At 48.2% G+C, this 13970-nt stretch carries 8 protein-coding genes and 1 tRNA gene; 6 read left to right on the top strand and 3 right to left on the bottom strand.

The window, feature by feature from the left end:
- The first annotated feature begins 1 nt into the window (after position 1).
- Positions 2–2602, top strand: coding sequence for an ABC transporter substrate-binding protein (locus ACEW9I_RS12945; RefSeq protein WP_373540755.1), 2601 nt, complete (start codon positions 2–4; stop codon positions 2600–2602).
- Between the two features lie 313 nt (positions 2603–2915).
- Here ACEW9I_RS12945 and recJ read toward each other — a convergent pair whose 3' ends face one another.
- From recJ to ACEW9I_RS12960, 3 genes are all read right to left on the bottom strand, one after another.
- Complete coding sequence (gene recJ / locus ACEW9I_RS12950; protein WP_373540742.1) at positions 2916–4889, bottom strand: single-stranded-DNA-specific exonuclease RecJ; 1974 nt, start codon at positions 4887–4889, stop codon at positions 2916–2918.
- A 179-nt stretch (positions 4890–5068) separates the two neighbouring features.
- Positions 5069–5275 carry an HNH endonuclease gene (locus ACEW9I_RS12955; RefSeq protein WP_373540756.1) on the bottom strand — a complete coding sequence of 69 codons (207 nt, stop codon included), beginning with the start codon at positions 5273–5275 and terminating at the stop codon, positions 5069–5071.
- A gap of 291 nt (positions 5276–5566) precedes the next feature.
- On the bottom strand, positions 5567–5893 hold the full coding sequence (locus ACEW9I_RS12960; protein ID WP_373540743.1) for a hypothetical protein: 327 nt from the start codon (positions 5891–5893) through the stop codon (positions 5567–5569).
- A gap of 101 nt (positions 5894–5994) precedes the next feature.
- Between ACEW9I_RS12960 and ACEW9I_RS12965 the strand changes: the two genes are divergently transcribed.
- The 5 genes from ACEW9I_RS12965 (at position 5995) to ACEW9I_RS12985 (ending at position 13691) form a co-directional block, all read left to right on the top strand.
- Positions 5995–9657 carry a class I SAM-dependent DNA methyltransferase gene (locus ACEW9I_RS12965; protein ID WP_373540744.1) on the top strand — a complete coding sequence of 1221 codons (3663 nt, stop codon included), beginning with the start codon at positions 5995–5997 and terminating at the stop codon, positions 9655–9657.
- A 252-nt stretch (positions 9658–9909) separates the two neighbouring features.
- Positions 9910–11019 carry a circadian clock protein LdpA gene (ldpA, locus tag ACEW9I_RS12970; RefSeq protein WP_373540745.1) on the top strand — a complete coding sequence of 370 codons (1110 nt, stop codon included), beginning with the start codon at positions 9910–9912 and terminating at the stop codon, positions 11017–11019.
- An 81-nt stretch (positions 11020–11100) separates the two neighbouring features.
- Complete coding sequence (locus ACEW9I_RS12975; protein WP_373540746.1) at positions 11101–12882, top strand: R3H domain-containing nucleic acid-binding protein; 1782 nt, start codon at positions 11101–11103, stop codon at positions 12880–12882.
- A 224-nt stretch (positions 12883–13106) separates the two neighbouring features.
- Positions 13107–13179, top strand: a tRNA-Ala gene (locus ACEW9I_RS12980).
- Positions 13180–13268: 89 nt separating this feature from the next.
- Positions 13269–13691, top strand: coding sequence for a GNAT family N-acetyltransferase (locus tag ACEW9I_RS12985; RefSeq protein WP_373540757.1), 423 nt, complete (start codon positions 13269–13271; stop codon positions 13689–13691).
- The last annotated feature ends 279 nt before the right edge of the window (positions 13692–13970 follow it).

Genomic DNA, 13970 nt, shown 5'->3' on the forward strand with positions numbered 1-13970 from the left:
GATGCCATTAATTTTAGACGAACGGTATGCGCCCCAAAAGTTACTGCAACAGAGCCGAGACGGGGCGATCTTTCTCGGCTGCGACCTCCAGACACCCGCACTCAATTGGTGTACGATCGCGCAAATAGCGATCGATCCTAGTTTGACTACTGCCCAGTTAGAAGTGGCGATCGCCTTATTTCACCATGAGGCTGGCGTCTTGGCAAAATTGGGCAAACATCCGAAAATTCCGCGCCTGTTTGCCGCCGTAGAACTCGATCGCTCCGCCGCAGCTACCGCTCCCGATCGCCAGTTTTTTTATTTGGTTCATGAATATATCGCGGGTCAAAATTTAGAGCAAGAACTCCTCGCCAAAGGCAAATTTACTGAGTCAGAAGTTGTTTTGATCTTACGGGAAGTATTGAGAACGTTGGAATTCGTTCACTTTCAAGAGGTGATTCACCGCGATCTTACCCCAGCAAATATCATCCGCGATTTAGAAGGCAAAATTTATCTTACCAATTTTGGTGCTGTGAAGCAGATTGGAGCTGAGGCTGTGCGCGCTACGGCTGGACAAGTAGACTCAAACTCAATCTCCACTTCGCCAAATCAGTTGTTGGCGAAGCGAGAACAGTCGATCGATCCCGCATCAGACTTGGCTACTTTGGCAGTAACTTGTGTGAATTTGCTCACAGGCAAAGAAGCCCAAGATGTAGTCAGCAAGACTCGCAATTGGCAATGGCGGACACCAGATCTCCAGGTGAGTGATGCTTTGGCGGCAATCCTCGCTCGGATGTTGCAGCAGGTGCCGACAGATCGCTGCGAGTCGGCTAGAGATGTCTTGGATATCTTGGATGATACGTGGAGTGTTCCCGCTTTAAGTATTACCACTGCGAGTATCCCATCGGGAAATACGGCTGCTGGTACGACGACGATGTTGTCGGCAACTCCAGCTGCTCTTGCGGATGCGCCTAGCGGCAGGCTGACACCACCGCGCACAGAGCTACTCCCCGATCGCGATCTGGTTGAGTTCGATCGTGCCGATCTCGATCTCGACAACTTATTACTAGAACTTGATGCGCCGCTACAGTTCGACAACTCTTTTGTGCCGATCGCTAGTGCGCCGATCCAGATTTATCAGGCTCCGGTAGCGGCAGATACTTACATCCAAATAGATCGCAAACCTTGGCTGCCGCTGGGGATCTTAGCGACTGGTATTGTGGCTGTGCTGGCGTTAAGCATTCCCAAATTATGGTCATCGCCGCCTGCTGCTACTCCCGTCGCGACAACTAACGATCTGTCTAGTCGTCATAGTAGTGTCGGCGAGAGAATCTTGGTGAGCAATGAAGGAACTAGAGATAGTGATAAATTTAAAGAGTTAAAAAAAGCGGGGGTTTTGGCGATCGCCACTAAAAATTATCCAGAAGCTGTAACTAAATTCCGAGCTGCTCTGGCTGATAATCCCAACTCCCCTGAAACTCGGATTTATCTCAATAATGCCTTAATTGGCGATCGACCAAGTTATACTATTGCTGTCGCTGCACCGATCGCCCGATCGCTCGATCGCGCTTCCGAAATGTTGCGCGGATTTGCTCAGGCTCAAGCGGAGATGAATCAACTCGGGACAGTAAATGAACCTAAAATCAAACTCCGCGTCGTCGATGATAGCGACGATCCCAAAACAATTGAGAGTATTGCCGCAAGTGTAGTCGCTCGACCTGAAATATTGGGCATCGTCGGTCACAATCGCAATGATGTAACGATGAAAGCTGCGAGTATTTACGATCGCAACAAATTACCTTTTATCGCGCCGATGAGTACGGCTAACGAACTCACTAGTGTTGATAAACCTTATATATTTAGAACCAATCTCAAGGGAGATGCGATCGCCAGTAAGTTAGTCGATCGATTAATTGATGTCGATCGCAAACGCAAAGTAGCGATCTTTTATGTTCCCAGTATCTCATATAATGATGAGTTCAAAAATCAATTTGCTACTAAATTAACCGCCAAAGGTGGTGAAGTCGTCGGGACGTTTAAGTTTTCGACGGTAGCTAGTTATGCACCAGCTACCGCAACTCCACCACCGCCTTTTGATGCGGATGCTTATATCACGCAAGCCAAGGCACTAGGTGCAGAAGCAATTTTATTATTGCCAGTCGGACGCTCCAGCCGCGAAGCTCTGAAAATTTTGAGACTCAGAGCGAGTAGATATCCCGAACTCAGTGTTGTGAGCGATACTGCTTTATACAATCTCAATACACTCAAAGCTGGTAGCAAAGCTGAGGGTTTGATTATGGGAGTATCTTGGCAAGAATCAGAAAGTACACCGCAATTTTCGACAGGTGCCAAACAACTCTGGAATACGCAAGTAAACTGGGCGACTGCTACCTCTTATAATGCGGTTAAAGCTGTCGGTACGGCGATCGAGGCTCAAGCCTCACCCTCCCGAGAAAGTGTGATGAAGAGTTTATCTAAGGATGAATTTATGGGTGCATCGGGTAGATTTCAGTTTACCAACGGTGAGCCGACTGAGCGATATATTTTAGTCAAAGTTGCTAAAACTCCGCGTAATTATAAATACTCTTCTAGTACGGGATATGACTTTGTGCCGATCGATTAAAAAGTTGACAGTTGACAGTTGACAGTTGAATACACCAAGCACAATCCTCTCTCATGAGGGGGATTTATACCCCTGGTTTTTGTTAATTAACGTCAGATATCGCGTAGGGTGGGCACTGCCCACCAGCTAGGTTTTAGGCACGGTCTATTTTATAAATAATTGCACCTACATACTTATAGTCATTCCAGCTAAAAGTGAGATAGTTAGCTCGGCTAGAACCAATGTAATAGGCGGCTTTACTTATCTTAGTTTGTCTCGAACTTACTTGGAATGACTATATCTATTTATTGTGATACTCTGAAAAGAGTTGACTTCAATCGATCTGCAATACTGCGATCGCCGTTTCGATCAGCTTAAAATAATATGGCTTAGTAATATCGATCGATTCAACTGAGTCTTTCACTCTCATTAGCTCTCCCACTTTTTGACCCTTATTAACTACTAGAGTTTGACCTTGACTATTGACGATTTTTAGTTGCTGTCGATCGTCAGATATACTGCAATGATAGTCTCGCTGTTCGTAATTAAATTGATAATTTGGGGTGGATACTGGCAACCGGACGCTAACTACTTCAAGCTCGATCGAGCTTGAATCTTTCCAGTTATTTTCTTTGAGCTTGTAGGCGATATCTAGATATTTTGGTAGTGGGAAGTAGTCACCAAATCGCCACGCGATCGCTTTAATTCCTTTGGAAAACTCTGGCGTATCGACAGTAAATTTGAGGTGTCCTTTACCGACAATTTTTTGTTCGATTACCCGTACATTTGCCGTCCAAAATACCGGATCGGGATTCTCCATCCCACAGGGATGAATCGCGTCAATTTGTGCGTATAGTGACATGTTAATTGCCTCTAAACACGCTTCAGCATCGATTTTGACTAAATGTTTGAGATGTTCGATTTCGAGACACTTGTGGGCAAATTCACTGAGCTGCTGTTGAAATTTATCTAGGTTTTCTGTTGGCATCGAGAAACCACCTGCCGCACGATGTCCGCCGTATTTTCCGAGCAGATTGTGACAGTATTCGAGGGCATTAAAGACATTAAACTCTGGAATGCTCCGCGCCGAACCTCGGATGTGATGTTCGTCTTCATTGGTACCGATAAATACCGGAACGCCATAACGTTCGACTAAGCGCGAAGCAACGATGCCAATGACACCATGATGCCAACCAGGATGGACAATAACTAAAACGCGATTTTGTTTAATATGATAAGTACCATGCTCGATAAGATCGATCGCTTCTTGTTCGATTCGGGCACACATATCTTGACGTTGTTTATTTACCTGTTCGCATTGAATCGCTCTGGCTAAAGCCACGCCCATATCGTTAGTTGTCAGCAAATTAATAATAATCTGGGGGTCGTCGATTCTACCAATCGCATTAATTCTCGGGCCTAATCTAAACCCGATATCTTCGGGCTTCATGGCGGTATTTTTAGCAACCGTGCCACCTTGGGTACCCGACATTTCAATTAAGGCTTGGATACCCGTAACTTGCGAATTGGGTAATAGTTGTAAACCCTGCTTGACTAACCGACGATTGATGCCAGTTAATGGTGCTAAATCCGCGATCGTCCCCAATGTAAATAATTCTAATAACTCATCGCTCAAAGATGGCTTATTGAGTCGATTGGCTAATTCTAAAGCTAACAGATAAGCGACACCCACACCCGCGATCGCCCGATACACCGAAGATTCGGCAATTAGTTTCGGATTGAGAATCGCCTGCGCTGGCGGTAATACCTGCGGTAAGTCATGGTGATCGGTAATGATTACCTGTAAGCCTAATTCTACAGCTCTGGAGATCGCGGCTACTGCCGAAATGCCATTATCTACAGTGATAATCAGCTTCACACCCTCAGCGTGAAACTCCTCCACAATCCGCTTATTAATCCCATAGCCATCCGACATCCGACTGGGAATCGCATAATCCACATCTGCACCCAACGCCGAGAGAGCGCGCAGCAGTAATGCAGTACTAGTCATCCCATCGGCATCGTAGTCACCACAAATCGCGATTTTGGATTGATGCTCGATCGCTTTTACCAGGATATCTAGACTAAGCTCTAAATCGGGAAATTCGGTCAACGGCGAGGGCAATTCTGCTGTCTCTGGGTGAATGAATAACTCCGCCTGTTCGAGCGTCTCGATGCCGCGATTTATCAGCACCTGGGCGAGTAATGGCGATGTCGCCTCATCAGGTGCCAGCACGATTCCTGCCGCTAGTGTCGCCGCTTGGGATGGATTGCTCGGTGCTATTTGCCAGCGGTGTTGAGGAAGCATGAGTAAATAAATTGAAAGGGACGAGTTTATGGCTCAAGTATTCCAGCTTGGATTAAAAGCTGACGTTCTTCAACTCGTTGGCAGAGCCTCTCTGAAAGAGAATCGCGACGGTTTAATTGCAATAGTCGAATTGTAACCCGACCGACGGGGCTTAAAGGCATAAATTCGCCCCCGCTCAGTCAAAAATGTTCGCGCCAGAGATTTTGGCGAGGATGATATAAGGGTACAATTTTTTCTGTCTCTGGATCTACAGAAGCAAGATCGCTACCTTTATATTTGTTGCACAGATTACAGGATAGAGCTAAATTTTCGGATTCAGTCCGTCCATCGTGTTTTTCAGCAATAATGTGGTCGATCTCATGAGCTGAAAAACTAGCTAACGTCAGTTCGGGTTAAGGATATTCGCTTCGTTCTAGTCCCGCCACCGATTGAAATCGGGGCTAACATTATAAAGTCCGCCTACGCGGACTAGTTAATCAGTCCGCGTAGGCGGACTTTGCATCACAAGCAGCGATTTTAATCGCTGAGTATTTCTTATCCCGAACTCAGGTTAGCTACATCAGGAATGAGGCAATATTCGCAGCAACCATTTGCCCGTTCGTAAACCTGTTTACGTAGAGCGACAGAAATATAGGTTGTACTCATTCAGACTGAGATTCCTTGAGCTTTATTAAAGCTCAAGCCTTTGCCATTCTGACAATATGTTCTAGATACTGATACCCTTGCCATAACTGTTCTTCGGCTGGAGTTAAGCCCGTCGTTCGGTTTTTTGCTACTAGAGTACTAATCCGATCTTGTAAGGATGCTGAGGGACGCAGCGCAATAATGGCTTCATTGGAAGGGAGACTTGCCAGAAATTCTAGAACTTCAGGTATCCCCGAAAATCCTACCTGAGAGATCGCATTTAGTTCTCGCAAACCCAACTCCAGGATTTGCGGTAGTTTGTCTGCAAATGGTTGGATCTGAGTGACAACTTCATCTGGCAAATCGAATGTAACTTGCATAACCCTCGTTGACGCGATCTTTTAGCTGGAATGCTTTCATTGTAGGTCACTTAGCGGTAAGATACCTCAGCTAGACCCCTGTTCACTAGGTTTAAACTTGTATGAATGCAGCCGAAAATAAACGAGTTGAAGACTTCTTGACTAAGTGGTTGGGTTCGGAGGGGAACGAACGGGCAAATTATCAAACCTTTTTCGGCGATCTGTGTGTGGCTCTAGATGTGCCGGAACCGCCGCCAAAGGGCAGTGTAGAGGGCGACAAGTACTGTTTTGACAAAAACATCAAGTTCTTCGGACAGAAGGCAGAGACGACGCGATTTGCGGACTTTTATAAGGAAGGGTGCTTTCTGATTGAGGCGAAGCAGGGAAGTACTAATTCAACCAAGGGGCATGGGAAACGGGGGACGAAGGGTTATCGGGATGCGATGCAACAGGCGTTTAACCAGGCGAAATCCTATGCTTATAACCGGATGTTGCCATCTTTACCGCCGTTGTTGATTACTTGCGATATCGGTTCGCATTTTGAGGTGTGGGAGGGGTTTAGTGGTGAGTATGGGAGCTACGGGGCGCGTCAGACTATTAATCTCAAGGATTTGGCGCAGCCGGAAATATTCGACAGGTTTGTGGCAATTTTTACCGATCCGCAATCGCTCAACCCTGAGAAGTATCGCGCGCGGGTGACGCGGGAGGTGGCGGCGGAGTTGGCGAAGTTGTCGCGGTGGCTGGAGGATAACGCTCAGGTTGATGCGGGTATGCGGGGTGGCGTGCGGTTGAAACCGCCGCTGGTGATGCAAAGTCTGCCTACGCAGACTAAGAGTAGTTTAACGTCTCCCGATCCAAAGTCTGCGAAGGAGAACTATAAATCTCAGTCCGCGAAGGCGGACTTTACACCACGAGCCTCGATTTCAATCGACGGCGGTATCGACGGCGAACCATCTCCCGTCTCGGCGCATGAGGTGGCGAACTTTTTGATGCGGTGTATTTTTACGATGTTTGCGGAGGATGTGGAATTACTCAAGGGTGAGGTGTTTAGTAAGGCGTTGCGGGAACGCTGGATACCCAATCCCCAGCTATTTAAGCCAGAAATCGAACAACTGTGGCAAACGATGAATACGGGCGGGACGTTTGGCTTTGAGCGGGTGTTGCGGTTCAATGGTAGCTTCTTTGAGGAGGCGACGGCGTTTGACTTGCCCAAGGAGCAGCTAGAGGTGTTGTATGCAGCGGCGGCGAAGGACTGGAGTCAGGTGGAACCCGCGATTTTTGGGACGTTATTAGAACGGGCGTTGGAGAAGAAAGAGCGGAGTAGGTTAGGGGCACATTATACACCGCGATCGTATGTGGAGCGGTTGGTGCGTCCGGTGGTGATGGAGCCGTTGCGTCAACAGTGGGATGAAATCGAGCTGGAGCTGAAGCGGTTACTAGAAACAGCCGAGGGTAAGGAGCCGACGGCGGCGCAGCGGAAGCAAGCCACTCAGGAGATTCAAGCCTTTTTAACCCAGTTGCGTCAGGTAAAAATTCTCGATCCGGCTTGTGGCACGGGGAATTTTTTGTATGTAACATTGGATTTGCTCAAGGGGTTGGAGCAAGAAGCGATCGCACGGCTGGTAGATGTAGCTGGAGAAGTACAATTAGGGCTAGAGCAAATCAATCCGGCGCAGTTTTTGGGGATCGAAATCAATCCACGGGCAGCGGCGATCGCGGAGCTGGTAATCTGGATTGGGTATCTGCAATGGTATTTCAAGCGGTATGGCAATGCAGCACCGCCGGAGCCAGTATTACAAGCGTTTGGAAATATCGAGTGTCGCGATGCGGTGTTGGCTTATGACGGGATGGAGCCAGATCTAGACGCGAAAACGGGGGAGATTCGATCGCGTTGGGGTGGCAAAATGATGAAGCATCCAGTGACAGGGGAGGATGTACCAGATCCTCTCGATCGAGTCATTATTTATAAATACTTAAATCCACGCGCTGCGGAATGGCCGAAAGCAGATTATATCGTCTCAAATCCGCCTTTTATTGGTAACTCTAAAATGCGTAAAAGATTAGGTGATGGGTATGTTGAGGCACTGCGGACAATCTATAAGGAAATCCCCGACACTGTTGATTATGTCATGTATTGGTGGCATAAAGCCGCCGTAGCAGTTCAAGCAAAACAACTTACTATTTTCGGATTTATTACGACTAATAGTATTAACCAAATTAGATTGAGAAGTATAATTGAACATCATGTCAATCAAAAAAAATCAATCGAGCTAGTTTTTGCAATTCCAGATCATCCCTGGACTGATGAAGGTGCTGCGGTTAGAATAGCAATGACATCAGCAGAATTACATCAATCAAATAAAATTAAAAATATTCCTAGATTTGGAATAGTAATTTCTGAAGGAGAAACAGATATTCCTGAAGAGACGGCAGAGCAAATTATTATTGACTGGAAAAGCGCAGGAAAAATAAATAGTAATTTAACGATTGGAATTGATATCACTTCAGTCAAGTCACTGGTGGCTCAGTCCAAAATATGTGGTACTGGGGTTAAAGTATATGGTGCAGGGTTTATTTTAGATCGACAGACAGCATCCAACCTAAACAGTAACGAAGCAAGTATTGTTCGTCCTTACAAGAATGGTAGAGACATTACACAACAAGATAGGAATGTCTTTGTTATTGATTGTTTTGGAATGACTGAAAAAGATGTCCAAAATCTCTTTCCTAGTATATTTCAAATTCTTCTTGAACGTGTTTATCCTCAAAGAATTGTTGAGCGAGATGAGAAAATAAAAGAAAATTGGTGGTTATTCGAGCGTAATCGACCTGAGTTAAGGCAAGCCATTCAAGATTTGCGAAAATTTATTGTAAGTGTTGAAACAGCTAAACATAGAGTCTTTAGCTTTTTAGATGCGACAGTCATCCCAGATGTTAAATTAACTGTTATTGCATTAGATGATGCCTATTTTTTAGGGATTCTCTCAAGTTATTTACATACTTGCTGGGCTTTAGGCACTGGACGGACATTAGAAGACCGTCCTGTCTACACAAAAACCACCTGTTTTGATGCTTTCCCCTTCCCAGATCCTACCCCAGAACAAAAGCAAAAGATTCGAGAATTGGGCGATCGATTGGACAGCCATCGCAAACAAGTTCAAGCCGCCCATCCCGACATCACCATCACCGGAATGTACAACCTGCTCGAAAAACTCCGCGCTGGTACACCATTTAGCGAACTCGATCGAGCATACAACAATCGCGCCCTCGTCTCCACCCTCAACCAGATCCACGACGAACTCGACACAGCCGTATTTGCAGCCTACGGCTGGCAAGACTTGTCAGGCAAACCCACCGCAGAAATCGCCGAAACCATCCTCGAACGCCTCGTCGCCCTCAACGCCGAACGCGCCGCCGAAGAGCGCAACGGACACATCCGCTGGCTCCGCCCCGAATATCAAGCCCCCACCCAAACCCAATCTACCCAAATCGCGATCGCAGGCATCGATATCGCACCAGAAACCGCTGTAACCCCCGTCGAACAACAAAAATGGCCCACCCAACCAAAAGCCCAACTCGCAGCCATCCGCGACCTCTTGCGCACCAGTAGCGGCGAATGGACGGTCTTGCAAATAGCCAACCAATTTACAGGCAAAAATACCCAGAAGAAACTCGATGCGATTGGGGAAAATCTCGATCGATTAGAATGGTTCGGAGTGGTTATCGATCGAGAAGATACAGGCATCACCTACTGGCAATATGCCGAAATCCAACAAACTGCTTAGAGACTGCGAGATCCCCGACTTCTTAAAGAAGTCGGGGATCTGCCTCACCAATTTAGGTAGAGCGCATTACAGAAAATTAACATCGATCGAGATCCCTAGCCACGCACCGCTAAATCTCGATATAATTCATAACATCAGGACGCTGACAAACTTAGGGAAAAGAGGGTGACTGTCATGAATGTTTTTACTCAGCATACTTAAAAAATTTCCACTAGACACACATAGTGTCAGCAAAAATTCATCCAAGTCCTAGTGCTATATCCTTCACCCTTAAATTCATTAGCTAGGGGTACATGGTTCAAACTCATCTGTGGTGCTAGCTTTGGGCATCTACCAGCCATCCGTAGTCTCGCGATCGCTTATACATTGGCGGGAGCTGATTGTATCGATGTCGCTGCCGATTTAGCGGTAATAACCGCAGCAAAAGATGGGATGAGAATCGCCCAAAAATTGGCACGGGTAAGTCAAAGTAGGCAAGAGCCACTGCTGGAGTTGCCTTGGTTGATGGTGAGCTTGAATGATGGTGTAGACCCGCATTTTCGCAAAGCAGAATTTGACTCCTCCCAATGTCCGGTAGATTGCCCGCGTCCGTGCGAACGCATTTGTCCGGCTGATGCCATTGCCCACCAAGGCGTCATCGATAGTCGTTGTTATGGCTGTGGGCGATGCTTGCCGATTTGTCCGTTGGGAGCGATTGTCACACGCGATCGCACCGCAACGCCGAGTAGTATCCTCCCCTATCTCACGGGGTCGGATGGCATCGACGCGATCGAAATTCATACTCAGCCAGGGCATTTAGCAGACTTTGAGCAGTTGTGGCGCATCCTCGCACCAGTAGCTCACCATCTCAAATTGGTGGCGATTAGTTGTCCCGATAGTGACGAATTAATCCTCTATTTGCGATCGATTCACGCGACGATTGCCGCCACTTATCATCCGCACCCACTACCGTTTACACTGTTATGGCAAACCGACGGTAGACCGATGAGTGGAGATATTGGGGCAGGGACGACTCACGCCGCAATTAGATTGGGTGCCAAAGTTTTGGCGGCGAATCTACCAGGTTTCGTGCAACTAGCTGGCGGTACCAACCACTACACCGTGCCCAAATTACGGGAACGAGGACTTTTACCACCAACCAGTACCAAACACGTTCACGGCGTTGCTTATGGTAGCTACGCTCGGGTCTTGTTGTCACCGCTGCTGGACAGATTGGAGACATGCACCGACAATCCAGGGAAACTAGAGAGCCATCCAGACTTATTATGCTCGGCAGTGGCGATCGCCGCCGAACTCGTCGGACAGTTGAAGAGTAGTGGTACCAAGTTAGTCGCAGGCGACTGGGATCGAGAGCAAGGGTAACCGATTGTCTCTCGCCATCCAGCCAGGGCTTTTCGCTCCAACAAAAGTCTCCAGACACACATCAAAAAGTAATAACCTGTAATGGACGAAAATTTAAGTTTGGGTAGAATGCAAATTACCGACGATCTCGGTCAATTGTTAGCAGTATTACCAGCATCAATTCGGCTGACTTTAGAGCAACATCCCAAACTCGGCGTCTTGATAGAAGTAGTGATGGATTTGGGTCGTTATCCAGAAGCGAGATTTGCTGATGGAGCCGAATATCTCAGCGATGTTGCGATTACCAAAGCCGAATTAGCGTATTGTGTCGATCGATTGGGCTTATTTAGTGGTGACAATCGGGCTGGGATCGAGCGGACACTGCATCGGATCAGTTGTATGCGCAATCGCACGGGCGAGATCGTCGGGCTGACTTGTCGTGTCGGTCGCGCCGTCTACGGCACAATCGAAATGATTCGCGATTTGGTCGAAACCGGAAAATCGATCCTGATGTTGGGTCGTCCTGGCGTCGGCAAAACTACCGCCCTGCGCGAAATAGCGCGGGTACTCGCCGACGAACTCGGCAAACGGGTAGTCATCATCGACACGAGTAATGAAATTGCTGGTGATGGCGACATTCCCCACTCAGCCATCGGTAGAGCCAGACGGATGCAAGTCGCCCGCCCCGAACTTCAGCACCAAGTGATGATCGAAGCCGTCGAAAACCACATGCCCGAAGTGATTGTCATCGATGAAATCGGTACCGAACTAGAAGCCCTCGCCGCCCGCACTATCGCCGAGCGCGGCGTCCAACTAGTCGGTACCGCCCACGGCAACAAACTCGAAAATCTCCTCAAAAACCCCACCCTCTCCGATCTCGTCGGTGGGATTCAAGCGGTTACCCTCGGCGACGATGAAGCCCGCCGCCGCGCCTCCCAAAAAACTGTCCTCGAACGCAAAGCACCTCCCACCTTTGAAATCGCCGTCGAAATGCAAGAACGCCATCGGTGGGTCGTCCATGATAGCGTCGCCGAGATCGTCGATACCCTCCTGCGCGGTCGCCAACCCACGCCCCAAGTCCGCACCGTCAACGACCAAGGTCAAGTGACGATCGTCCGCGAACTCCCGCCACCAGCAAAGAACGGCTTGATGCCCGCTCCCAATGTGCCCTCATCGACCCGTGGCTGGCGATCGACCGGACGGATGGAGCCGATGCCTACCCCCAATGGATTTGGCGGCTTGCCTGCCACGCTAGCCACCAATGCGTCTCAATCCACACTCGAAGCAGATCTGGGCTTTGCCCAACTCCTCGACCAAAGCTGGGATGATGATGAAGCGATGATGTCCAGTGGCATCACCGTTGGTGCCAATGGGCAAGAGTTACCACTGCATGTCTATCCCTATGGCATCGGTCGCGACGAATTGGAGCAGGTGATCGAAGTCTTAAATCTCCCAGTGATCTTGACCAAAGACATGGGCAGTGCCGATGCCGTCCTCGCTCTGCGGACACACATCAAAAATCACGCCAAACTCCGCCAGATCAGTAAAGTGCGTCAAGTGCCGATCTACAGCGTCAAGTCCGGCACGATTCCCCAAATCACCCGCACCCTCCGCCGAATGCTCCACATGGACGATCCAGGCGTCCCTGAAGACGCCGATCTGCGCTTGTTTGCCGCTAATGGTAGCGATGATGAAGTCGAAGCCCTGGAGGAAGCCCGATTGGCAGTCGAGCAAATCGTCATCCCCAAGGGTCAGCCTGTCGAACTATTACCGCGATCGGGTTATGTCCGCAAGATGCAGCACGAACTGATCGAACACTATCGGCTCAAGTCTGCCAGTTTCGGCGAAGAACCCAATCGGCGGTTACGGATTTTCCCTGCTTAGGTTTTAGGCTTTAGGCTTTAGGTTTTAGGTTTTAGGCTTTAGGCTTTGGGGAATTGCCACAAAACGATCGAATTGCACTTAAGGTGTGTTAGGCGCAAGCCGTAACGCACCAGCCCAGACACGATCGCTCATTTCACCGCTCGCCAACCCCTAAAGCCTAAAGCCTAAGACCTAAAGCCTTGACAATAGGAAACTCGATCGGGTAAGTTAAAAGATAGTAATTTGGGGCCATAGCTCAGTTGGTAGAGCGCTGCAATGGCATTGCAGAGGTCAGGAGTTCGAGCCTCCTTAGCTCCATTCAGGTATAGACATCCACTCGGGTTGGTTGGTATAACTTAAATCAGACCAAAGCACCACCGCTCGTGAGTATAGATACCCATTCATCCATCTCCAGTAGATCGATTCGGTTTTGCGATCGCCGCGCTGAGATCGACCTTCACCAACTTCAAGCACTATTAACCAAAAGTGCCTTTTGGGCGAACGATCGCCAGATCGCCGATCTCCAAATTGCGCTCGATCGCAGTGAGCCTGTAGTATCTGCTTGGGACAAAGATAAGTTAATTGGCTTTGCCAGAGCCAATTCTGATGGCATATATCGTGCTACGATTTGGGATGTAGTGATCGACTGTGATTATCAGCGGCTAGGCTTGGGGCGAAAATTGGTAGCAACCGTCCTCGAACATCCCTGTATGCAGCGAGTAGAAAGAATCTATCTCACCACCACTCACCAACAAAATTTCTACGAGCGGCTGGGCTTTGCACCCAATAGTAGCACCACGATGGTGCTCGATCGATCGCCGCTAGCCTAGCAGGAGGATGGCTAGCTGCTCAGTGTCGTCAACATCAAGCCCGATTCCCTTTCACCTCAAAAATCCCCGTTCAGAGGCTGCACACATAGTCACCTGAGTTCGATGAGGCTAGCCTCATCATCAAATCAATTACCTGACGGTGTTTGAGCCAATCACTACCAATCCTCAAAAACTAAGTGTTTCATAAATTATTATCAATAAGCTCTGCTTGTTGATAATTAGCGGTCATTTAGTAGATTGATACTAATTACAAACAATCAAGAATTAATAAGATTTATC

Origin of the sequence: Chamaesiphon sp. (genome assembly GCF_041738855.1) — a bacterium.
Classification (GTDB): domain Bacteria; phylum Cyanobacteriota; class Cyanobacteriia; order Cyanobacteriales; family Chamaesiphonaceae; genus Chamaesiphon.